The 23,322-nt window shown below is 52.2% G+C and carries 21 protein-coding genes; 8 read left to right on the top strand and 13 right to left on the bottom strand.

The features are described 5' to 3' along the window. Window positions 1-40 precede the first annotated feature (40 nt). The 6 genes from HV345_RS14440 to HV345_RS14465 are packed head-to-tail and all read left to right on the top strand — an operon-like array spanning window position 41 to window position 6,163. Window positions 41-739, top strand: a complete 699-nt coding sequence (locus HV345_RS14440) for a fimbria/pilus periplasmic chaperone (RefSeq protein WP_181598346.1) — start codon at window positions 41-43, stop codon at window positions 737-739. Next, window positions 736-3,285 (top strand): fimbria/pilus outer membrane usher protein, encoded by a 2,550-nt coding sequence (locus HV345_RS14445; protein WP_181635725.1) that lies wholly within the window; start codon window positions 736-738, stop codon window positions 3,283-3,285. Before HV345_RS14440 ends, HV345_RS14445 begins: the two co-directional genes overlap by 4 nt. Beyond that, a complete protein-coding gene (locus tag HV345_RS14450) occupies window positions 3,285-4,364 on the top strand; it encodes a fimbrial protein (RefSeq protein ID WP_181626232.1) in 1,080 nt (359 codons plus the stop codon). Before HV345_RS14445 ends, HV345_RS14450 begins: the two co-directional genes overlap by 1 nt. Window positions 4,365-4,378: 14 nt before the next feature. Further along, a complete protein-coding gene (locus tag HV345_RS14455) occupies window positions 4,379-4,924 on the top strand; it encodes a fimbrial protein (protein ID WP_181626235.1) in 546 nt (181 codons plus the stop codon). A gap of 4 nt (window positions 4,925-4,928) precedes the next feature. Continuing rightward, window positions 4,929-5,453, top strand: coding sequence for a fimbrial protein (locus HV345_RS14460; protein ID WP_181635726.1), 525 nt, complete (start codon window positions 4,929-4,931; stop codon window positions 5,451-5,453). Window positions 5,454-5,455: 2 nt separating this feature from the next. Then, the gene (locus HV345_RS14465) at window positions 5,456-6,163 is read left to right on the top strand and encodes a molecular chaperone (protein WP_181635727.1); all 708 of its coding nucleotides are present in this window, start codon (window positions 5,456-5,458) and stop codon (window positions 6,161-6,163) included. A gap of 41 nt (window positions 6,164-6,204) precedes the next feature. On the opposite strand, the gene fabF is transcribed toward HV345_RS14465, so the two are convergent. The 8 genes from fabF to yceD all read right to left on the bottom strand — a co-directional run bounded on the left by fabF (window position 6,205) and on the right by yceD (window position 12,560). Further along, the gene (gene fabF / locus HV345_RS14470; RefSeq protein WP_016152642.1) at window positions 6,205-7,446 is read right to left on the bottom strand and encodes a beta-ketoacyl-ACP synthase II; all 1,242 of its coding nucleotides are present in this window, start codon (window positions 7,444-7,446) and stop codon (window positions 6,205-6,207) included. 85 nt (window positions 7,447-7,531) lie between these two features. Then, entirely contained in the window at window positions 7,532-7,768 is a 237-nt protein-coding gene (acpP, locus tag HV345_RS14475) for an acyl carrier protein (protein WP_000103754.1), read from the bottom strand. Window positions 7,769-7,923: 155 nt separating this feature from the next. Continuing rightward, the gene (gene fabG / locus HV345_RS14480) at window positions 7,924-8,658 is read right to left on the bottom strand and encodes a 3-oxoacyl-ACP reductase FabG (protein ID WP_016152641.1); all 735 of its coding nucleotides are present in this window, start codon (window positions 8,656-8,658) and stop codon (window positions 7,924-7,926) included. A 12-nt stretch (window positions 8,659-8,670) separates the two neighbouring features. After that, window positions 8,671-9,600 (bottom strand): ACP S-malonyltransferase, encoded by a 930-nt coding sequence (gene fabD, locus HV345_RS14485; protein WP_046274754.1) that lies wholly within the window; start codon window positions 9,598-9,600, stop codon window positions 8,671-8,673. Window positions 9,601-9,615: 15 nt separating this feature from the next. Next, window positions 9,616-10,569 (bottom strand): beta-ketoacyl-ACP synthase III, encoded by a 954-nt coding sequence (fabH, locus tag HV345_RS14490; RefSeq protein WP_016152639.1) that lies wholly within the window; start codon window positions 10,567-10,569, stop codon window positions 9,616-9,618. Between the two features lie 77 nt (window positions 10,570-10,646). Further along, a complete protein-coding gene (plsX, locus tag HV345_RS14495; RefSeq protein WP_071601761.1) occupies window positions 10,647-11,726 on the bottom strand; it encodes a phosphate acyltransferase PlsX in 1,080 nt (359 codons plus the stop codon). Window positions 11,727-11,848: 122 nt separating this feature from the next. Then, entirely contained in the window at window positions 11,849-12,022 is a 174-nt protein-coding gene (rpmF, locus tag HV345_RS14500; protein ID WP_003036242.1) for a 50S ribosomal protein L32, read from the bottom strand. Window positions 12,023-12,038: 16 nt separating this feature from the next. After that, entirely contained in the window at window positions 12,039-12,560 is a 522-nt protein-coding gene (gene yceD, locus HV345_RS14505) for a 23S rRNA accumulation protein YceD (protein ID WP_003036239.1), read from the bottom strand. 197 nt (window positions 12,561-12,757) lie between these two features. Here yceD and HV345_RS14510 point away from each other — a divergent pair, with 197 nt between their 5' ends. Continuing rightward, on the top strand, window positions 12,758-13,342 hold the full coding sequence (locus HV345_RS14510) for a nucleoside triphosphate pyrophosphatase (protein WP_016152637.1): 585 nt from the start codon (window positions 12,758-12,760) through the stop codon (window positions 13,340-13,342). Window positions 13,343-13,432: 90 nt separating this feature from the next. Here the strand turns inward: HV345_RS14510 and rluC are convergent, their stop codons facing one another. Next, complete coding sequence (gene rluC / locus HV345_RS14515) at window positions 13,433-14,386, bottom strand: 23S rRNA pseudouridine(955/2504/2580) synthase RluC (protein ID WP_049259723.1); 954 nt, start codon at window positions 14,384-14,386, stop codon at window positions 13,433-13,435. A gap of 698 nt (window positions 14,387-15,084) precedes the next feature. Between rluC and rne the strand changes: the two genes are divergently transcribed. Then, on the top strand, window positions 15,085-18,333 hold the full coding sequence (gene rne, locus HV345_RS14520) for a ribonuclease E (RefSeq protein WP_181635728.1): 3,249 nt from the start codon (window positions 15,085-15,087) through the stop codon (window positions 18,331-18,333). A 241-nt stretch (window positions 18,334-18,574) separates the two neighbouring features. Here the strand turns inward: rne and flgL are convergent, their stop codons facing one another. From flgL to HV345_RS14540, 4 genes are all read right to left on the bottom strand, one after another. Beyond that, window positions 18,575-19,528, bottom strand: a complete 954-nt coding sequence (flgL, locus tag HV345_RS14525; RefSeq protein WP_016152634.1) for a flagellar hook-associated protein FlgL — start codon at window positions 19,526-19,528, stop codon at window positions 18,575-18,577. A 14-nt stretch (window positions 19,529-19,542) separates the two neighbouring features. Further along, window positions 19,543-21,201, bottom strand: a complete 1,659-nt coding sequence (flgK, locus tag HV345_RS14530) for a flagellar hook-associated protein FlgK (RefSeq protein ID WP_181635729.1) — start codon at window positions 21,199-21,201, stop codon at window positions 19,543-19,545. A 64-nt stretch (window positions 21,202-21,265) separates the two neighbouring features. Beyond that, window positions 21,266-22,216, bottom strand: a complete 951-nt coding sequence (flgJ, locus tag HV345_RS14535) for a flagellar assembly peptidoglycan hydrolase FlgJ (protein WP_181635730.1) — start codon at window positions 22,214-22,216, stop codon at window positions 21,266-21,268. After that, the gene (locus tag HV345_RS14540) at window positions 22,216-23,292 is read right to left on the bottom strand and encodes a flagellar basal body P-ring protein FlgI (protein WP_019076467.1); all 1,077 of its coding nucleotides are present in this window, start codon (window positions 23,290-23,292) and stop codon (window positions 22,216-22,218) included. The genes flgJ and HV345_RS14540 overlap by 1 nt, the downstream gene beginning before the upstream one ends. Window positions 23,293-23,322: the final 30 nt, after the last annotated feature.

Consider the following 23,322-nt stretch of genomic DNA (forward strand, 5'->3'; position numbering starts at 1 on the left):
ACTGTTATGTAACGGATTACACATAATAAGGCACAGGACTATGCTTATTTTACATCGCCTTCTCATTTTCCTATTTATTTTGTTCTCTCTCCCAAATGCCAGTTCAGCGGATACATCACTCGTCGGCGGCATTGGGTTAAATAGTTCACGAATTGTCATCGCGTCGGGTGAAAAACAAACAATGCTCGGAGTGCGTAATACCAGCCCCAAACAACACTTCCTGGTGCAATCCTTTATTGAAGACTTTTCCAGAAATAAAGTTAATGATTTTATTATCACACCGCCTTTATTTGTTATGAATCCGCAAGATGAAAACAGTTTACGCATCATTTATACCGGGAAAAAACTCCCGGACGATCGCGAAACGCTTTACTGGATTAATGTAAAAGCAATTCCCTCCTCTGAAAGCGAAAAACAGGGAAACTCACTGAAAATTGCCATTCAGAACCGTATTCGTCTGCTAGTTCGTCCACATGATCTGTCAGTGAAGTTTAGCGATGCGCCGGGGATGTTGCAGTTCCGCCGCGACAACGCTGACCTAATCATCAATAATCCGACACCGTATTACCTTAGCCTGGTCAATGTTCAGGTCGGCGCCGCAAAACTGCCCAGTAATACCATTGAACCGTTTAAAGAGACCTATCTGCCACTCCCCGTCGGGGCAAAGGGGGCAGTTTCTTTCCAGACTGTGAATGATTACGGTTCCTATACGCCTGTTATCACAAGGGCGATGAAATGAAAATTCATCGTAATGCCGCCTTTTTATGCGGTTGCCATCTCTCTGCTATCGCTTTGCTCTGCGCAAGCGATAGCGCAGGGGCGGATAAACTCCATTTTGATCCGGCATTTTTATCTAACGACCCCTCTGCCGTCGCGGCGCTCGACCTTTTTGAACAAGGCGCAACGCAACCGCCTGGAAAATACCACGTTGAGCTGTGGCTTAATAATGAGCATACCGGCACCCAGGATATCGCGTTTGAGCTTAACAACGGCACGTTAGAGCCCTGCTTTAGCGACGCTGAATTTAAAATGTTAGGTATCAAACCTCCCCCCGGGAAAAAACCGGTTGCAGAGGGCTCATGCCAGGTTATCACTCATCAAATCGATGGTACGACGGTGAATTACGACACTCGACGCCAGGTGCTCAAAATCACCGTGCCACAGATTTTGATACAGCAAAACGCCCGTGGTTATATTGACCCTGCGGAGTGGGATGACGGTATCACCGCGCTTCGGTTTAACTACCAGTATAGCGGCAGCACCGGTAGCGGCGGGATGTCCGGTGACGATAACTTCCTCAATCTGCAAAGTGGCCTCAATTTAGGCCCCTGGCGCCTGCGCGACTACTCCACCTGGAACAACCAAAACAGCAGCAGCAACTCCTCTGGCGGTAATTTTCAGCATATCAGCACCACGTTAACACGCAGTATTAACGCGCTACGCAGCACACTGATGCTGGGCGACACCTGGACCTCTGGCGAGATTTTTGACAGCATTAACTTACGCGGTGCACAACTGGAATCTGAAAATGGAATGTATCCAGACAGCTTGCAGGGCTTTGCACCGACCATTCATGGTACGGCCAGAAGTAATGCCCAGGTCAGCGTAAAACAAAACGGTTATGTGATTTACCAAACTTATGTTCCACCGGGTGCTTTTGTGATTAACGATCTCTATCCGGCGGCATCTAGCGGCGATCTGGAAGTAACTATCAAAGAGTCGGATAACAGCCAAAGCAGCTTTATCGTCCCTTACGCCGCCGTTCCAATGCTGCAGCGCGAAGGGAGAGTCAACTACAACATTGCGGTCGGTCAGTACCAGTCGAACGACAACCATCAGGATAATCCGGAGGTGGCGCAGGCCCAGTTATTCTGGGGGCTTCCCTATAACACCACGCTGTATGGCGGCATGCAGTGGTCAGACAAATATCGTTCACAGGCGCTCGGTCTGGGTATGAATATGGGAAGTTTAGGCGCTATCTCTGTGGACGTGACTCACGCCGATAGCACCCTGATCGATGACTCCAGACACAGTGGTGAATCGTATCGTTTCCTTTACTCCAAAACGCTAGAGCAGACCAATACCCACATTCAGTTGGCGGGATACCGATATTCCACACGCGGCTTCTATACCCTACAGGACACGACATGGAACAGAATGTCGGGGGATAAAGCATCATGGAATGAAGACGACGACCGCACCGTACTCAACACCTGGAACCTGGGCCAGAATAAACGCTCGCAGTTTCAGTTCACACTTTCCCAATCACTGGCCGAATGGGGATCCGTGTTCGTGAGTGCGGATAATCAGGATTACTGGAACTCCAGTGCGTCAACCCGCAATATCCAGACCGGTTACAACGGTACGCTCGACAAGCTGACCTACAGCGTAACCTACAGCTATAACAAGATAAGCGGCAGCAGCAACGACCGTATCCTGTTCATTAACCTCTCTGTCCCATTGAGTGCATTTTTACCCGCTTCGGATGATTACAGCAGCGCCCGCAACCTCGCCTGGGTTAGCTATAGCAACAATACGGACAGTAATGGTAACAGTAGCAACAGCCTGGGGCTCTCCGGCACGCTGCTCAAAGACAGTAACCTGAACTACAACATCAGACAGAACGTCAGCAACCAGAACACCAGCTACGGTGGTAATGCCAGTCTGGGCTACCGGGGTGCCAGAGCACAAACCAACCTTGCGTATAGCTACGACACTCACGGCAATCAGCTCAGCTATGGAATTCAGGGCAGTGCCCTGGTACACGCTAACGGCATCACCTTAAGCCAGGAACTCGGCGATACCAACGTGCTTATCAAAGCGCCAGGGGCGGAGGGTGTGGCACTGGAAAATGCCACGGGAATTAAAACTGACTCCCGCGGTTATACAGTGATCCCCTGGGCGACCGCCTGGCGACAGAACCGTATCGCCCTGCGTGCTTCGGATATCAACGATGACGTAGAGATCACCCACAACGTCCAGTATGTCGTTCCCACCAAAGGAGCCATCGTGCGCGCCGAATTCAACGCCAAAGTGGGCGCGCGCGCGCTGATCACCCTAACTCACAACGGCAAACCGATTCCCTTCGGTGCCACGGTAACTGGCGAAGAAAACGACAATACCAGTATTGTTGGCGATGACGGGCAAGTCTTTATGAGCGGCCTTGCCGCGCAGGGAATACTGAAAGCAAGCTGGGGTAAAAACACCAACCAGCGCTGCCAGGCAAATTATCAGCTATCAGCCAACGATACGCCGTTGTTACAACTACAGGTGGAGTGTCAGTAATGAAGAGAATCTTAAAAGCCACCCTTCCCTGCCTGGCGCTTATCATGAGCGTTGGCTTTTCCCACAGCGTACTCGCCTACACCGGCTGGTGTGCTGCGGGTTCTGATACCAGAACACCGGGAATAGGAACCGCTCACCAGTATATTTTCTCACTCAATACAACGGTCAGCGATGTCACGAAGATCACCCCTGGACAAACAATCCGCAAGGACTGGGATGAGGGAGGGACATACGTCGGCTGGTGCGACAACGAACCTGGCGTAAAAACCGAAACCTGGTTTAAAGCCAACCCAGGCCCACAGCTTACAAGTGAAGCTCCTGGCAATGCCCGTTTCTATTACATCCCAGGTACCGATAACACGCTTTCTGTCCAAACACACATATATATTGTTGGCCATGGTGAGCTGCGCGTGCCGCTGAATGATGCCAGCAATTTGGCGCCTGACGATCATTCCAAACCCGGTTCTCACTGGAGCAGCGGGGGTGAGGGATATATTATAGTGCGGATAGAGAAAGAACTCGCCTCGTCTCGTATCGTCATCCCACCAACAGTTGTCGCTGAGCTGTGGGGTTCACATACCAAAGGCTCTTACGGCCCCTCTCCTATGGTACAAGTTATTGTCTCGGGTTCAATCATCGTGCCGCAGTCTTGTACTATCAACGCCGGATCAACGCTGTCGATAGATCTGGGTAATGCATGGGCGGGAGACTTTAAAGTACCGGGGGCAAAACCCGACACCTATGAACCCAAAGTGATCACCGTGAAAGCCCACTGTGACAATGTTCACGCAACAGAGCAGCTCAGTCTCGGGATGGAAGCCACTGCCGCCGCAGGTGGCTATGGCGCGATTAAAACCACTAACGACAATATCGGCATCATGCTCTCGGCGCAATCAGCCCAGAGCCCGGAAACACAGCTCCTGACAAGCGACCCCTCGATACGCGTGCCTTTCCTGTTAGATACGCACAACGGCGAAGCAACAATCACGCTGAAATCATGGCCAGTAAAAGTATCGTCGGAGGATCCCGCCCCTGGCAGCTATTCAGCCACAGCGTTACTGGATGTGTATGTGCCATAAGGAGGGATATTTAAATGCGAATACCAATTTATAACTTACTGATTGCGCTGACCTTTACCTCATGCTGTCAGGCTGACACTCAAGCTGGCAGTAGTGCCCTCTATTTCACAGGAAACATTCTGGCGCGCTCCTGCGATGTCAAAACGAGCGACTACAACAGAGTGATTAATCTGGGCGAGCATGAAAGAAAATTATTCACTCATACCGGAGATGTTTCACCCTCCGTCCCCCTGAATATCACGCTTGAGAACTGCCAGCTTAACCCAAACTCGACTAACGCCATCAGCATGATCCTCGGAGGAACCGGGGACTCGGCAGATACGGAGCTATTGCAGATAACGACCAAAGATGGCAGCAGAACCGCCAGCGGCGTTGCCATTGAAATTCTCGATAACAGCGATCAGCGCATCGCACTGAACAGTGATGTGGTTAAAGTCCCTATGCAGAAGGGTGATACACCGCTGCCTACCCTGAAACTTCGCTATCGTGCGACCCAGGACCAGGTTACGCCTGGAGAGGCGAACGCTATCTTGTGGGTGACTTTGCGTTATGAGGAGTAAAAAAGTGAAGTACGCACTTTGCCTGTTTTGGCTAAACCTCTCTTTCAGTTCTTATGCTGTTGAAACGGACTCATTTCAGTTACAGCTCATCGGCAGGATCACTGACAGCACCTGTGAGGTCGCACTGGCAGACAAAACCAAAGACGTCCCGATGGGGACGCATCTGGTGCTAAATTTTGATCACGTCAACGATGTTAGCCCCCCCGTAGAATTTACCGTCCAGCTTGAAAACTGTGGCCCAGATATGAGAGAAGTCCAGATAGCGTTTACCGGCACCGGGGCATCCAGGGATAGCGCTCTGTTGGCGCTGGACGACTTCTCTATCAGCCAGTTGGCAATCCGCATTCTGGATAAGAGCAAGACACCTATCAACTTAAATGACAACACAAATGGCGGCCAGCTTTACTCTCTGATACCGGACGCCGACACCCAAACACTCCAGTTTTATGCACAGTACGTCGCACTTAGCGTCCCGTTAGAGCCTGGTGAAGCGAACGCCAGCGCTAAGCTTTCACTGACATGGCCATAATCATGAAGAAGTTGCTCTGGGTACTAACGACCCTGCTACTGTTCCCCTATCACGCGAACTGCGGCGTGGTGGTTGGAGGCACACGTTTTATCTTCCCGCAGGAGGATAAAACGCTGGTCGTCGCGCTGCGAAATACTGAAAAAGAACCTTTTCTGGTACAAAGCAAAATTGTCAGTGATAACGGATTCAGCACTTCCGGGCAGCTGAGCCCTACCACCGAGCCGCAAAAATCACCGTTTATTGCTACACCACCGCTAGTAGTAGTTAATGGTGGAGACGAGCAGCAGATTAAAATCATTTATGTGGATGATTCGCTGCCAGGCGATCGGGAAAGTTTATTCTGGCTCTCTGTGGCAGCCATTCCACCGACAGACAGCAGCGAAGGGTTGGTGTCTCCGGTAAAAATCGCCGTAAGTCAGCAGATAAAAATACTCTGGCGACCGACGGGGATGCCGACGACACCGGTGGCGAAGCGTAAACCGTTAACGTGGCAACGCCATAACAAACGTGTGACCGTCAGCAACGATTCACCCTGGTACGTGACGCTATCGGCATTACAGATCAATGGTAAAATGTATCAGGGGGGAATGGTGCCGCCGTTTAGTCAGCGAGCCAATGACTGGTGTCCTGAAAAAGGGAAGTGTGAAATTTCCTGGCAAAAGCTGGGGGACAGAGGGGAAGTAATACAAAGGATGAACATGTCGCTTTAATCTGATGCCGGACATAAAATGTCCAGCATCATCGTTTATAACTAAACGCGTTTAAAGATCAAAGAGCCGTTGGTACCACCAAAGCCGAAGGAGTTACACAGTGCGTACTCCAGACCACTAACCTGACGCGCTTCGTGAGGTACGAAGTCCAGGTCACAACCTTCATCCGGGTTATCCAGGTTGATGGTTGGCGGAATAGCCTGATCGCGCAGCGCCAGGATAGAGAAAATAGACTCTACCGCGCCCGCCGCACCCAACAGGTGTCCGGTCATGGATTTAGTGGAGCTTACCATCACACGACTTGCCGCATCGCCAAAGACAGATTTCACTGCCTGGGTTTCGGCTTTATCGCCAGCAGGAGTAGACGTGCCATGCGCGTTGACATAGCCGATCTGACCCGCTTCGATAGCCGCATCGCGTAGTGCGTTGACCATTGCCAGCGCAGCGCCCGCACCGTTTTCAGGTGGTGACGTCATGTGGTAAGCATCGCTGCTCATGCCAAAACCAACGACTTCAGCATAGATTTTTGCACCACGCGCTTTCGCATGCTCGTACTCTTCCAGTACCACCATGCCTGCGCCGTCGCCCAGCACAAAGCCATCACGTTCTTTATCCCACGGACGGCTTGCCGCTTGCGGGTTATCATTACGTGTAGACAGCGCACGTGCCGCACCAAAACCACCCACGCCCAGCGGGGTACTGGCTTTTTCTGCACCACCCGCAACCATCGCGTCTGCATCGCCGTATGCAATGATACGTGCTGCATGACCAATGTTATGCACACCTGAAGTACAGGCGGTCGCAATGGAGATGCTTGGCCCTTGCAGGCCGTACATGATGGTCAGGTGACCTGCCACCATGTTAACAATCGTCGACGGAACGAAGAACGGGCTGATCTTACGTGGACCGCCATTCACCAAAGAGGTGTGGTTTTCTTCGATCAATCCGAGACCGCCAATACCAGAGCCGATAGCGGCGCCAATACGGTGAGCGTTCTCTTCCGTAATTTCGAGACCAGAATCCTGCATGGCCTGAACGCCAGCGACAATTCCATATTGAATGAAAGCATCCATCTTGCGCTGTTCTTTGCGCGAGATAATGTCTTCACAGTTAAAATCCTTTACTAAGCCAGCAAATTTCGTTGCATAGGCGCTAGTATCGAAATGGTCGATCAGGCTGATGCCACTCTGACCGGCAAGGAGAGCTTTCCAGGTAGACTCTACGGTATTGCCGACAGGAGACAACATGCCCAGTCCGGTCACAACTACACGACGCTTAGACACGGTTGTCCTCCAGGGAGGGAAAATAATTCAAGTGGGATAAAAAGATAAAACTCAGGCGGTCGAATGACCGCCTGGAGATGTTCACTTACGCCTGGTGGCCGTTGATGTAATCAATGGCAGCCTGAACGGTAGTGATTTTCTCAGCTTCTTCGTCCGGAATCTCAGTATCAAACTCTTCTTCCAGAGCCATTACCAGCTCAACGGTGTCAAGAGAATCTGCGCCCAGGTCTTCAACGAAGGAAGCATTGTTGGTTACTTCTTCCTGCTTAACGCCCAGCTGTTCGCCGATAATTTTCTTAACGCGTTCTTCGATAGTGCTCATACTCTTAAATTTCCTATCAAAACTCGCTTTCGCGATGGTTTTCGTAGTGTATAAAATGTTGAAAAATTTGCAACTAAATCCCGGCAGGTCTTACCACGATTTTACGTTATTTTGAGGGCATTCACCCTAATAACGCAAATTTTTTTATCTCGTGGTTAAACCATGTACATCCCGCCGTTGACGTGCAAAGTCTCACCTGTGATGTAACTTGCTTCGTCAGAAGCTAAAAATGCAACCGCACTGGCGATTTCCTGAGCGCCGCCAAGGCGACCCGCAGGAACCTGCGCCAGAATACCCGCACGCTGATCATCAGACAGCGCACGCGTCATGTCCGTTTCAATAAAACCCGGAGCAACAACGTTTACAGTAATGCCACGAGACGCAACTTCGCGCGCCAGTGATTTACTGAAGCCGATCAGACCCGCTTTCGCCGCAGCGTAGTTAGCCTGACCCGCATTTCCCATGGTACCAACCACAGAACCGATAGTGATAATACGCCCATGACGCTTTTTCATCATAGCTCGCATTACCGCTTTTGACAGACGGAAAACAGATGACAGGTTGGTTTCGATGATATCGTTCCACTCGTCATCTTTCATGCGCATTAACAGGTTATCACGAGTAATCCCGGCATTATTGACCAGGATATCGACTTCACCAAATTCTGCGCGAATATTTCCCAGAACAGATTCGATAGATGCCGGATCGGTCACATTCAACATCAGACCTTTACCATTTGCACCTAAGTAATCGCTAATGGCCTGCGCACCGCTTTCGCTGGTTGCAGTACCGATAACTTTCGCGCCACGGGCAACGAGTGTTTCAGCAATTGCGCGGCCAATGCCACGGCTTGCACCGGTAACCAGCGCGACTTTTCCTTCAAAACTCATGGTCTTCCTCTTTTATTGCTCTAGCGCCGCAGATAATGCCGCCGGCTCATTCATTGCCGAAGCAGTCAGGGTGTCAACAATACGTTTCGTCAAACCGGTCAGAACTTTGCCCGGACCAACTTCATACAGGTGCTCTACGCCCTGGGACGCCATGAATTCAACGGTTTTAGTCCATTGAACCGGGCTGTACAGCTGGCGAACCAGCGCATCGCGAATAGCGTCTGCGTCTGTTTCGCACTTCACGTCGACGTTGTTCACAACCGGAACAGTCGGCGCGTTAAAAGTGATTTTTTGCAGTTCAACGGCCAGTTTCTCAGCAGCAGGCTTCATCAGCGCGCAGTGAGAAGGAACGCTGACCGGCAGTGGCAGAGCACGCTTAGCGCCAGCAGCTTTACAGGCTGCGCCGGCACGTTCTACAGCTTCTTTGTGCCCGGCAATAACCACCTGACCTGGTGAGTTAAAGTTTACCGGTGAAACCACCTGGCCTTCGGCAGACTCTTCACACGCTTTAGCAATAGCAGCGTCGTCCAGACCGATAATAGCAGACATGCCGCCAGTGCCTTCCGGTACCGCTTCCTGCATGAATTTGCCACGCAGTTCAACCAGACGAACGGCATCGGCAAAACCGATAACACCCGCACATACCAGCGCAGAGTATTCGCCCAGGCTGTGACCTGCCATCAGCGCAGGTGTTTTACCACCCTGCTGCTGCCATACGCGATAAAGCGCAACAGAGGCAGTCAACAGTGCTGGCTGCGTCTGCCAGGTTTTATTCAGCTCTTCGGCCGGCCCCTGCTGAGTCAACGCCCACAGATCATAGCCCAGTGCAGCTGATGCTTCAGCAAAAGTTTCTTCAACAATTGGGTAGTTTGCTGCCATTTCAGACAACATCCCAACGGTCTGGGAACCCTGCCCCGGGAACACAAATGCAAATTGCGTCATGTTTAAATCCTTATACTAGAAACGAATCAGCGCAGAGCCCCAGGTGAATCCACCCCCAAAGGCTTCAAGCAATATCAACTGCCCAGCTTTAATACGCCCGTCGCGGACGGCTTCGTCCAGCGCGCACGGTACGGAGGCCGCGGAGGTATTGCCATGTCTGTCGAGCGTCACGACAACATTATCCATCGACATACCCAGCTTTTTCGCGGTTGCGCTAATAATGCGGAGGTTTGCCTGATGCGGCACCAGCCAGTCCAGTGCAGAACGATCGAGATTATTTGCTTCCAGCGTTTCATCAACGATGTGTGCAAGCTCGGTCACCGCGACTTTAAATACTTCGTTACCCGCCATCGTCAGGTGAATCGGGTTTTCCGGGTTCACGCGATCGGCATTAGGCAGCGTCAACAGTTCGCCATAGCGACCATCAGCGTGCAGATGCGTAGAGAGAATGCCGGGCTCTTCTGATGCACTCAGTACAACGGCACCTGCGCCATCACCGAAAATAATGATCGTCCCGCGATCGGTTGGATCACAGGTACGAGCGAGGACATCTGAGCCAACCACCAGAGCATGCTTCACTGCGCCAGACTTAACGTACTGGTCGGCAACGCTCAGGGCGTAGGTGAAACCGGCACAAGCGGCTGCAACGTCAAACGCCGGACAGCCTTTGATCCCCAGCATACTTTGGATCTGGCATGCCGCACTTGGAAATGCGTGTGTGGATGATGTGGTGGCAACCACAATCAGACCAATTTGTTCTTTGTCGATGCCCGCCATTTCAATTGCACGGTTTGCGGCGGCAAAGCCCATCGTCGCAACTGTTTCATTTGGCGCTGCAATATGGCGTTCACGGATACCTGTTCGAGTGACGATCCACTCATCAGATGTCTCAACCATTTTTTCCAAATCGGCGTTAGTACGCACTTGTTCAGGCAGATAGCTGCCAGTACCAATAATCTTCGTATACATGTACGCTCAGTCACTTTTTGGTTATATACCGCCACGAGCAAATCGCTGATACGTTGGCAGCATTCACAAACGCACGGTTATCTGTGTGCTCGCGAGTTTGCGTTTTCGCCACCGTCCAGCAGTTCGAATCCAGCTGGGTATACAGATTCCAGGCGAGCGGCAATTCGCTGAGGAACTTGTCGCTGCACCGCCTGCACTGCCTGTTCAATCGCGACTTCAAATGCTCGCTGATTGGCCGCACCATGACTCTTAATCACCGTGCCGCGCAATCCTAACAGACAGGCACCATTATACTGGTCGGGGTTGAGGTGACTAAATCGCCTTGTCAGGCTTTTTTGTAACCAACGTTTTAATAACAGCAGCCACCACGACCGTTTTTTGCCCTCACCCTGAGACTTCAGCAGTGAAAGGAACATTCTGACAACACCTTCCATCGTCTTTAATGTGACATTACCTGTAAAGCCGTCACAGACCAACACATCAGTTTTGCCAGTCAGTAACTCATTGGCTTCAAGATAGCCGATATAATTGATAGAAGGGATTGTTTTTAGCACTGCAGAAGCATCCCGAATACTGTCGAGACCCTTGGTTTCTTCTTCACCGATATTGAGCAACGCAACACGGGGATTGGCAATTCCAACCACCTCTTCTGCCAGCACGGAACCCATGACGGCAAATTGCACCAACATCGTGCTATCACAATCCACGTTGGCGCCCAAATCCAGCACCACCGTTTTGCCCTTTTGCTGATGGGGTAAAACCGTCACCAGCGCAGGACGCTCAATCCCCTCAAGGGGTTTGAGCAATAACTTCGCAAGACCCATTAGCGCACCTGTATTACCGGCGCTCACACAGGCTTCCGCTCGACCTTCTTTCACGAGCTCCAGGGCAACGCGCATTGAGCTTCCACGACTGGCGCGAATAGCTTGCGAGGGCCGGGCATCACTGGCAATAACTGACTGAGCAGGGATAATCTGCAGACGTGAACGTTGTTCGAAGTCAGCTTTGGCAAGTAATGGCGTGATTGTATCGGGATCCCCGACTAAAAGAAGTGTGAGTTGCGAATTAGAATTCAGTGCCTGCAATGCTGCAGGCACTGTCACGGTAGGGCCAAAATCTCCCCCCATGACATCTAACGCCAGGGTTAGACGTGTCAAGGTATCGTCGCTGCCCGGTTAGGTGTTTCCCCAGTTACCCGGGGAAAGCCTCACTAAGCTTCATCACGCGTGTACTCTTTGTCTTTCTCACCGTAGCAGGAAAGTCATTGAGTCATGCGTGATTACTTAGCGATTACCTTACGGCCACGGTAAAAACCGTCGGCAGTGATGTGGTGACGCAGGTGTTGTTCACCAGAAGTTTTGTCTACAGACAGGCTGGTGACTGCGGTCAGAGCGTCATGAGAACGACGCATGCCACGTTTGGAACGGGTTGGTTTATTCTGTTGTACGGCCATGGACCTTACTCCTCAATTACTTACGCTTTAAGCTGGCTAATACGGCAAATGGGTTTGGTTTTTGCGCTTCATCAGGCAATTCGCCAAAGACCATGTCCGCCTCGGACACTTCACAGTGTTCAGAATCATGCACCGGAACTACCGGCAAGGAGAGGATAATCTCATCTTCAACCATTGCAAGCAGATCGATTTCACCGAATTCGTTAACCTCAATCGGCTCATACGCTTCCGGGAGTGCTTCAGCCTGCTCGTCAGAACGGACAGGACTAAAACAATATGTTGTGTGAACATGAAGTGGGAACGGTTTCCCGCAACGCTGACATTCGAGCGTAACCGACACCTTTGCATCACCGGTTATAACGGCAAGGCGCTGGTTATCGATAGCGAACGACATGGAGCATTCCACATCACTGTCCACACTGACTACAGAATCGGCGACACGCTCAACCAGATCAGAAGTATAGATACCTTCATAATCGAGGCGTTTCTGAGCCGTACGAACCGGATCAAGAGTCAGGGGTAATTTTACCTTTTGCATAGGGCGCGCATATTAACTTTGTAACGTCATATAGTCAAAGAAAAAGGCAGCCTGTGGTTGCCTTTTGCCAATAATTCGCACACATTGCGGGTCATCGACTTAAAATCGCTCAACACAAGCCATTACAGCCAGCTTGTAGGACGAAGTCCATAGTTTAAAATGGCTCTCATCAATACGCTATATGCGAGGGAAAAAATATGCCTCAACTTATTCTTGCTTCTACCTCTCCCTGGCGTCGCGCTTTACTAGAAAAACTGGCAATCCCGTTCGAATGCGCAGCACCAGAGGTTGATGAAACGCCGTTACCGGGCGAAGCCCCCCGGCACTTAGTCTTGCGACTGGCGCAGAAAAAAGCGCAATCTCTCGCCCACCGTTATCCATCGCATCTTATTATTGGTTCCGATCAAATTTGTGTTCTCGATGGTGAAATAACCGGCAAACCGTTAACAGAAGAAAATGCACGCCAGCAGTTACTCAAAGCCCGTGGCAATATTGTGACGTTTTATACCGGACTGGCGCTGTATAATTCTGCGACCGGACATTTACAAACTGAAGTTGAACCGTTCGACGTCCATTTTCGTCACTTAAGCGAAACGGAAATTGAAGATTACGTGCGCAAAGAGCGCCCGCTCCATTGTGCCGGTAGTTTTAAAAGCGAAGGATTGGGCATTGCACTTTTTGAGCGCCTGGAAGGTCGCGACCCAAATACCTTAATCGGTTTGCCGCTAATCGCACTGTGTCAAATGCTGCGACGAGAAGATATGAACCCGTTAAAAGCCTGACGGGTTGACGGCTGTACAGGCCAATCCTGTAGGCCTGATAGGCGCAGCGCCATCAGGCCTACAGGTAATGCGCGATAATATCAATGCGCATCAGCCTTTACTGCGTAACACCTCGAGGCAGCGCTTCAACTGCTTATCCATTGGCGCTTCAATACGCATTACTTCACCCGTCCCAGGATGAGTAAATTTCAACGCAGCGGCGTGCAAAAAGAGCCTGCTCAGCCCGGTATCTGCCAGTTGCTTATCGAACTCACGATCGCCATAGCGGTCGTCAAAGGCAATCGGATGTCCGGCATATTGTGTATGCACGCGAATCTGGTGCGTTCGTCCAGTCACGGGACTGCAGCGCACAAGCGTAGCGAACGCATAACGCTCTTCCACTTTAAAGCGTGTTTCCGATGGTTTGCCTTCCTGATTCACCCGCACAATGCGCTCGCCGCTTTGCAGAATGTTCTTTAACAGCGGGGCCTGCACGGTTTTGACATGGGACTGCCACTGGCCGCGTACCAACGCGAGGTAGTCTTTCTGCATGCCTTTTTCACGCAGTTGTTCATGCAACGAACGCAAGGCAGATCGTTTTTTGGCCACCAGCAGCACGCCGGAGGTATCTCGGTCGAGGCGATGCACCAGTTCAAGGAAACGCGCTTCCGGGCGCAGCGCACGTAAGCCTTCAATGACGCCAAAGCTTAACCCGCTTCCACCATGCACGGCCGTACCTGAAGGCTTGTTAAGCACCAGAATGTGGTCATCTTCATATAAAATGACATCGGTCAGCGCCGCGACCTTCTGCAAATTCGGTGAAATGGCCTCTTCTTCACGTTCAGCGACACGTACAGGTGGAATACGCACAATGTCCCCGTCTTCGAGTTTGTACTCGGGTTTAATGCGTTTTTTGTTCACCCGCACTTCGCCTTTACGCAAAATGCGATAAATCATACTTTTCGGCACGCCCTTGAGCTGGGTGCGCAAAAAGTTGTCGATGCGTTGCCCTGCTTCGTCGGCAGTAATGGCAACTGTTTTTACGGCTGGAGTCTCTGTTTTCATGGGGGCCGATTTTAAATAGCCATCAAGATTCGCGCCACACATTTTTCTATGCTTATATTAACTGCTATACCTTATTACTTAAGTTTGACATAGCCGATTTGGTGGTTATTAAAGCAATCACTACGCGGAAGTGAAAAAACTGTGAGTAACCGGGTGATAAATGGCAAAAGTCATCTTGCTATAACAAGGTTAGCAGTGGAATAATGAGGTTGTTTCCGTGTTGAATCTTGTTAAAACAAGACCATTTCCGGAATGACCCAATTTTGCCCGACCGATCATCAACGCAGCAATGGCGTAAGACGTATTGATCTTTCAGGCAGTTAGCGGGCTGCGGGTTGCAGTCCTTACCGGTAAGTGCTCTATAGATTTCGCGTTGTAGGAAGGCGGCAAGTCTGGGAACCCCAGGTGCTTACTCCTGTAAGTGGTTGGGGTAAGAAGATGAAGCCAACGCACCCACAGCGTGAAAGACGATAAGCACAATGGAAGCTTCTCTGGAGAGTAACACCCAGACTGTTCCCCTGATAATTGCGCTGTGTTTCCGTATGAAATACAGGCAACCGACACTCTGCGCCTCTTTGAGCTGACGATAACCGTGAGGTTGGCGACGCGAATAGACACGAGGCCATCGGTTCACACCCGGAAAGGCATTACTCTGCCCGCAGCTTAGTCGTCAATGTAAGAATAATGAGTAAGTTACGATGAAAAGAATGTTAATTAACGCGACTCAGCAGGAAGAGTTGCGTGTCGCCCTTGTAGATGGGCAGCGTCTGTACGATCTGGATATCGAAAGTCCTGGACACGAACAGAAAAAAGCCAACATCTATAAAGGCAAAATTACCCGTATTGAACCGAGTCTGGAAGCTGCTTTTGTTGATTACGGCGCTGAACGTCACGGTTTCCTCCCGTTAAAAGAAATTGCCCGCGAATACTTCCCCGCTAGCTACAACTCCCATGGTCGTCCCAACATTAAAGACGTGTTGCGCGAAGGTCAGGAAGTCATTGTTCAGATCGATAAAGAAGAACGCGGCAATAAAGGCGCTGCGCTGACCACCTTTATCAGCCTGGCAGGTAGTTATCTGGTTCTGATGCCGAACAACCCGCGCGCGGGCGGTATCTCCCGTCGCATTGAAGGCGACGACCGTACCGAATTAAAAGAAGCGCTGGCAAGCCTGGAACTGCCTGATGGCATGGGGCTTATCGTGCGTACCGCAGGTGTCGGCAAATCTGCCGAAGCGCTGCAGTGGGACCTGAGTTTCCGCCTGAAGCACTGGGAAGCGATTCAAAAAGCCGCTGACAGCCGCCCTGCTCCGTTCCTGATCCATCAGGAAAGCAACGTTATCGTTCGCGCATTCCGTGACTATTTACGTCAGGACATCGGCGAAATCCTCATCGACAACCCGAAAGTTATGGAGATGGCGCGTCAGCACATCGCCGCGCTGGGTCGTCCGGATTTCAGCAGCAAAATCAAACTGTACACCGGTGAAATCCCGCTGTTCAGCCACTATCAAATCGAATCTCAGATTGAGTCCGCGTTCCAGCGCGAAGTGCGTCTGCCGTCCGGCGGCTCAATCGTTATCGACAGCACAGAAGCGCTGACCGCTATCGATATCAACTCCGCACGCGCGACCCGCGGCGGCGACATCGAAGAAACTGCGTTCAACACCAACCTTGAAGCAGCCGATGAAATTGCTCGTCAGCTGCGTCTGCGCGACCTCGGCGGCCTGATTGTAATCGACTTCATTGATATGACGCCGGTTCGTCACCAGCGTGCGGTTGAAAACCGTCTGCGTGAAGCCGTGCGTCAGGACAGAGCGCGTATTCAAATCAGCCATATTTCTCGCTTCGGCCTGCTGGAGATGTCCCGCCAGCGTCTGAGCCCGTCGCTGGGTGAATCCAGCCATCACGTATGCCCACGCTGCTCCGGCACGGGTACCGTACGTGATAACGAATCACTGTCGCTGTCTATTCTGCGTCTGATCGAAGAAGAAGCGCTGAAAGAAAATACGCAGGAAGTTCACGCTATTGTTCCTGTGCCGATCGCATCCTACCTGCTCAACGAAAAACGTACCGCGGTAAATGCCATCGAGACGCGTCAGAATGGCGTGCGCTGTGTGATTGTGCCAAACGATCAGATGGAAACCCCGCATTACTCCGTGCTGCGCGTACGCAAAGGGGAAGAAACACCAACCCTGAGCTACCTGCTGCCGAAACTGCATGAAGAAGCGATGGCATTGCCGACGGAAGAAGAGTTCGTCGAGCGTAAACAGCCAGAGCAGCCGGCATTGGCCACCTTTGCTATGCCAGAGGTACCGCCAGCCCCTGCTTTGCAGGAACCTACTGCGAAGGCCGCCGCACCTAAAGCCGCAGCAGCGACCGCGGCCGTCGCCGCACAGCCAGGTTTGATTAGCCGTTTCTTCAGCGCACTGAAGTCCATCTTCAGCGGTAGTGAAGAAGTGAAACCGGTTGAACAACCTGCGCCGAAAGCGGAAGAGAAAACCGATCGCCAGCAGGATCGTCGTAAACCGCGTCAGAACAATCGTCGCGACCGTAACGATCGTCGTGATAATCGCGACAACCGTGGCGAGCGTGATAACCGTAACGAGCGTTCAGAAAGCGGCGAAAACCGTGAAGACAACCGCCGTAACCGCCGTCAGTCGCAGCAGCAAAATGCGGAAGCGCGCGATAACCGCCAGCAGTCTACTGAGGTCGCTGACAAAGCGAAATCCGGTGATGACCAGCAGGCTCCGCGTCGCGAGCGCAACCGCCGTCGCAACGATGATAAGCGTCAGGCGCAGCAGGAAGTTAAAGAGCTGAACCTGGCAGAACAACCTGCGCAGGATACCGAGCAGGAAGAGCGCGTTCGTCAGCCTCAGACTCGCCGTAAACAGCGTCAGCTGACTCAGAAAGTTCGTTACACAGACAGCCCGGCTGTTGAAGCCGAAGTCGCTACTGTCGAGGTGGTCGCTGAAACGGCTGTCGCTCAGCCAACTGAACAGCCCGTACCGGCACAGCGTACTGAACTGGCGAAAGTTGATCTGCCTGCCGTCGTTGCGACTGAGCAGGAAGACAACAGCGAAGCGCGTGACTCTAATGGTATGCCGCGTCGTTCCCGTCGCTCACCTCGCCATCTGCGCGTCAGTGGACAGCGTCGTCGTCGCTATCGTGATGAGCGTTACCCGGTTCAGTCGCCGATGCCGTTAACGGTTGCCTGCGCATCTCCAGAATTAGCGTCCGGTAAAGTCTGGATCCGCTACCCTGTTGCTCGTCCTCAGGATCAGCAGGTTGCAGAGCAGCGCGAGCAGGAAACGGTTCAGGGGCAAACTGCACCTGTCGCCGTAGAGCCTCAGGTTGCTGCAGCTGCCGTTGAGCATATTGTGAACGCCCCTGCGTCGGTTGAAACCGTACAGCCAGAGGTGGTCATTGCTGAACCTCAGGCTACCGTCGTTGAAACCACGCATCCGGAAGTCATCGCTACTCCGGTCGAGGAACAACCGCAAATTATCGCTGAATCTGACGCGCCTGTTGCTGAGGATACCGCGGCGAAAGCCGAACCTGTCGCTGAAATCGTGGCTGCGCCGGTTGTCGAAGAATCTGCGGAGGTTGTTATTTCTCAGCCTGAAGTGGCTGAAGAGATTGCCGAGGTTGTGGAAACAGCGCCAGTGGTTGAAGAAGTTGCCGCGCCGCAAGAGGTTGTTGCCGCACCTGTCGTCGAAGACGCAGTCGTTAAGGCTGAAGTTGTCGCAACCCACGTTGACGCAGAACATCTTCACAGCCACGCGGCCGCCCCGATGACCCGTGCTCCGGCACCAGAGTATGTGCCTGAAGCGCCGCGTCATAGTGACTGGCAACGCCCGGAATTCACCTTTGAAGGTAAAGGTGCCGCAGGTGGACACAGCGCCACGCACCAGGCGACTGCGCCAGCAACGCGCCCGCAGCCCGTTGAGTAAGTCATAATCAACATCAAAGCCGACCTTCGGGTCGGCTTTTTTTTATCTCTGCTCTACACACTGACAAACTGAGAAGGCGTGGTTACGCTGGCAATCTTTAGCGGTGCGATTGCGCGGGTAATAAGATTAACGGGGAATCTGTCGCTGAGAAAAAACAGTGGCCTAAAAAAATGCCCGCTCCGGGGTGTTAAAGGAGCGGGCAGACAAACATATCCAGTTTCAAGATATGTTCAAAAGTGTGTTACCGGTTCAGCTGAAATAGCGACATTCCCTGCATATCGGTAAATGTTTTGTACGATGCCTGCAGTGCGGCCTGCTGCATCACGTAGGACGAAATAGCTGCGTTCCAGTCAACATCCACCAGATTGCTCATCTGCTGAGTCTGGCCCAATGCGCGATCGGCGCCCAGTGAATCCAGTGAACTTAACTCGCTGAGCTGAGTCCCTAATTCTGCACGAACAGAAAGCACGTTATTCAATGAATTTTTCAGGCCACGACTGGTTTTATCAATGGCTGCAGAGGCGGTAGCTTTTGCCGCGTCATTGCCCTCAATAGGGGTTTTGAGCGCATCAATAGCGGTATCCAGCATTTTGAACAGGTTCTTTTCCTGAGTACCGCCGCCTGGTTCCGGTACGGCATTACTGGTCAGATTAACAAATACTTTATCGCCAGTATGACCAATAACCATGGTACGGGAGGCATCGACCTGCTGGGTCACATTTGTTGTACCGCCACTGTAAGCGCCATCTGCCTGAGCAAATGGTGCAGATTCTGTTTTATATCCGCCAAAAATATAGCGTCCATTACCGTCGGTGCTGTTCGCCAGGTTCATCAGTTGATCGCGGATCCCCTGCAGGTCGGTGGCCAGCGATGCACGGTCGTCATCGCTTAACGTGCCGTTCGCGGCATAGACAATTTTTTCCTGCGCGGTCTGAATTGCCGTCGTTACCTGACTCAGTACGTTCTCTTCCAGCGATACTTTTTGCGTCGCAAATGAACGCGCCAGCGTATATTGGCTGTTCTGCGCCTGTGCTTGAGAAAGCACCACGGCCTGCGAGGCGGCGATCGGATCGTCAGATGGGTTGATCACACGTTTGCCCGTTGACATCTGCTCGCCGAACTTCATCCATTCAGCCTGAGAGTTAGTGATGCCACGCATATTCTGCTGGTACATCATCTGGGTGCTGATACGCATTGTGTCCCTCTCCCTTAGCGAATATTAATCAGTGCATCAAACAGCGCATTTGCAGTTTGCAGCACTTGCGCGTTAGCCAGGTAATACTGTTGGTAGCGCTGTAAGTTACCGTATTCTTCGTCGAGGTTGACGCCGGAAATAGACTGCTGCTGCTTATAAAGCTGCGTTACCACGTTGTTCTGGGTAATGGCGCTGGTTTTCAGCGTCGCGGTTTTGTTCCCGACATCGCTTACCAGCGTGGCATAAGCATCGTTGAAGGTCTTATTACCCACGGTAGCTTTGGTCTGCAGATCCAGCAGTTTCTGACCGTTACGGTTATCGCTTTTTCCCTTATCACTATCCGGGTCCGGATCATTTTTTGAGACCTGGGCCATGGCGATTTTCGACTCATCGGTCACCATGACTTTCATATCAACAACGGCGTTACTGACAGGTTTCACTGTGAAGCTGTCATTTGCTTTTGCGCCAGCATTTACGGTGATTTCCATCCCGTCAAAGGACATCTTCCCACCGGTAACGGTAGCTTTGAAGCTGGTATTATCCGCCAGGCGAGTAACCTGCCAGTCCGTCCCGTCATAAACGATTTTATAATCGGTCGCCTGTACAGCAGAGCTGTCGGTAATCTTCGCGCTTAACGATCCTGTTCCTGTATTTTTAGCGTTGTTGAATACTGCCGGGCTACCGATAGCAAAGAAATCCTTACCCTGATCGCCGTTCGCGTCAAAACCCTCTTTATGCTGGGTGTTAAACGCATCGGCGAACGCCAACGCCAGTTGGCCCAGCGTGTTACGCGTCTGGTCAAGCTCTTGAGAACGGAAGGTCAACAGCCCGCCCAGTGAACCGGTATTCAACAGTTTTTCGGGAATTTCAACCTCGCCGGCAACCCCGTCGACGTAGGCCACTGTGGTTCGATTGGGATCGTCACTGGAGGGTACAGCCGCCAGCTGGCGTGCATTGCTGCCCTGCACCAGTGAATAACCGTTCGCCATGGTTATGTTGTAAGTCCCGCCGTCCTGAACGCTGACTTCAACACCGACAATCTGGTTCAGTTCACTGACCAGTTGGTCGCGCTGGTCGAGTAAATCGTTAGGCGATGCGCCCGCGCCGACGCCGGTCAGACGGGAAATCTGATCGTTGAGGCTGGCAATCTGTTTTGAATAGTTGTTGATCTGGTCAACGCTGGCCTTGATCGCAGTATTAACCTGCTTGTCTTGATCGCGCAGATACTGGTCGGTTGTTCTGAACTGGTTGACTAAACCATCAGCTTTACCGATCAGCGCCTGGCGCGCCGCCGGGTCTTCCGCGTTACTGACAAGCGTTTGCAGGCTGGTAAAAAAGTCCTGCATTGAGGTCGAAATGGAACTGGTTTTGCTGGAGAGCAGATTGTCGATTTTCGACATTTGTTCATAGCGCGTTGTCAGGCCGCTGCTTTGGTTCTGCGCGGCACGTAACTGATTCGTGATAAAGGAGTCATACTCGCGCTGTACGCCAGAAACATAGACGCCATTGCCAACCCAGCCCCCCGCACCCAGCGTGCTGTTCGCTTGCGCCATAATTGTCGTTTGACGGGTGTATCCGGCAACGTTATAGCTGGAGATGTTATTACTGGCAGAATTCAACGCGGCCTGCGCTGCGGCGAGTCCACTCATCGCGTTATTAATCAAGCTGGACATGGAGGTTCCTTGTAATCCTTCAATACTCGTTATTATCGGCAGCAGGTTGGTAGACTTGAGCTATTTAAAAGAGATTATCGATATTCGTACTGTAGGTTTTGCTCACTTTTTCGCTCATCGATTTCAACTGCTGGATCATGCTGGTTAATTTACGCGCATAGTTAGGGTCAGTCGCGTAACCGGCATTCTGCAAAGCCTGTGCCCCCTGCTCGGCGGTAGCAGCGGCGGTTACCGCCACATAGCGCGGGTTACGCGATATCAGACCGACATAATCCGACAGTGCCTCAAGGTAAGAGCTATAGACGCGGAATCGGGCTTTCACCTTTTTCGCCTCGCCGTTTTCATATTCGGTGGTGGTGATTTCGGTGGTTGGGCCTTTCCAGCTTCCCGAAGCCTTCACGCCAAAAATGTTAAAGCTCGGTTCACCGTTCTCACGGCGGATTTGTCGCTGGCCCCATCCGGACTCCAGCGCCGCCTGCGCCAGAATCAGATGATGCGGAACCCCGCTTTGCTGACTTGCCAGCTTAGCTGGCAGCGATAGCTGGGCGAGGAAGTCTTTGCTGTCACCTGACAGCGGCTCATCATTGTTTTCCGTCGCCCGGGGAATGGCTTTACGGACCAGTTGCGTCAGCGCCTGGTTTTGATAGCTGGTCACCGTTTCCAGAGAGAACTTCATCGGCACCTGCGGCGCATCGTCTGCGGGTTGCGCCTGACCTTCGGTCATCTGCTTAACCATCATTTCAGCCAGTCCCAGACCTTTGCCTGCGGTCATCTGCTGCGCAATTTGTTGGTCATACATGCTGGTATACAAACGTGTCGAATCACTGCTAAAAACGCCATCTTTCGGCAGCGCTTCACGCATGCTTTTCAGCATCATTTGTACGAACATCCCTTCAACCTGACGGGCAACCGGGCGGATATTCGCCGCCGGGTCCTGACCCGCTTTCGCTTTCAGTTCGTTCAGTGATTGCGCATCCCAGGCGGCACTGGTCAGCAGTTTGCTGTCTCCAATCATTAGATGATTTCCAGTTTGGCGCGTAAGCATCCCGCGCTCTGCATCGATTGCAGAATGGACATCAGATCCATCGGCGTTGCCCCTAGCGCATTAAGCGCACGCACAACGTTGTTCAGGTTGGCGCTGGAACGCACGCTTTGCAGCGAACCGCCGCTCTGGCGCAGATCGATCTGGGTTTGAGGCGTCACCACAGTCTGTCCACCCCCAAACGGTGTATCCGGCTGGCTGACGTTCGCCTGGCGGTTTACCGTTATCGACAAGTTGCCTTGCGCGACGGCACAGCTATCCAGCGTGACTTCACGGTTCATGACAACGGATCCGGTGCGCGAGTTGATAATCACTTTCGCATCCTGCGGCGTGACGTTCACCTCCATATTCTGGATGTCAGCAAGGAAACGCACCTGCGAACTGTTGCCGCTTGGCACGCGTACCTGAATCGTCCGGGCGTCCAGCGCAGTGGCGCTACCAAAGCCGCGCGAACGGTTAATGGTGTCGGTTATCTGCTGCGCCATAGTGAAATCTTCATTATTGAGCTGCAGATTAATGGTGTTACCGCCGCCGAACTGGCTGGGTAATTCACGTTCGATGGTCGCGCCGTTGGTAATACGTCCGCCATTGAGCTGGTTTACCTGCACGCTGCTACCACCCGCAGCCGCGCCTGCACCGCCTACCAGAATATTCCCCTGCGCCAGCGCATATACCTGGCTATCGACCCCTTTCAGCGGGGTCATCAGCAACGTTCCGCCGCGCAGGCTTTTGGCGTTCCCCATGGAAGAGACCACCACGTCAATGGTTTGCCCCTGACGACCAAAGGCCGGGAATTGCGCGGTCACCATCACCGCCGCCACGTTTTTCAGTTGCATATTGGTGCCGGTTGGCACGGTAATTCCCAACTGCGAAAGCATGTTGTTGAGCGTTTGCGTAGTAAACGGCGTCTGCGTAGTCTGGTCACCCGTGCCATCCAAACCGACCACCAGCCCATAACCGATCAACGAGTTTTCCCGCACGCCCTGAACGCTGGTCAGGTCACGAATACGGTCGGCATGCGCAAAGGTGGTTATCAGCACCAGTACCATTCCAACTAAAGATTTAAACACTGGCTACCT

The organism is Citrobacter sp. RHBSTW-00986, assembly GCF_013783065.1.
GTDB lineage: Bacteria > Pseudomonadota > Gammaproteobacteria > Enterobacterales > Enterobacteriaceae > Citrobacter > Citrobacter braakii.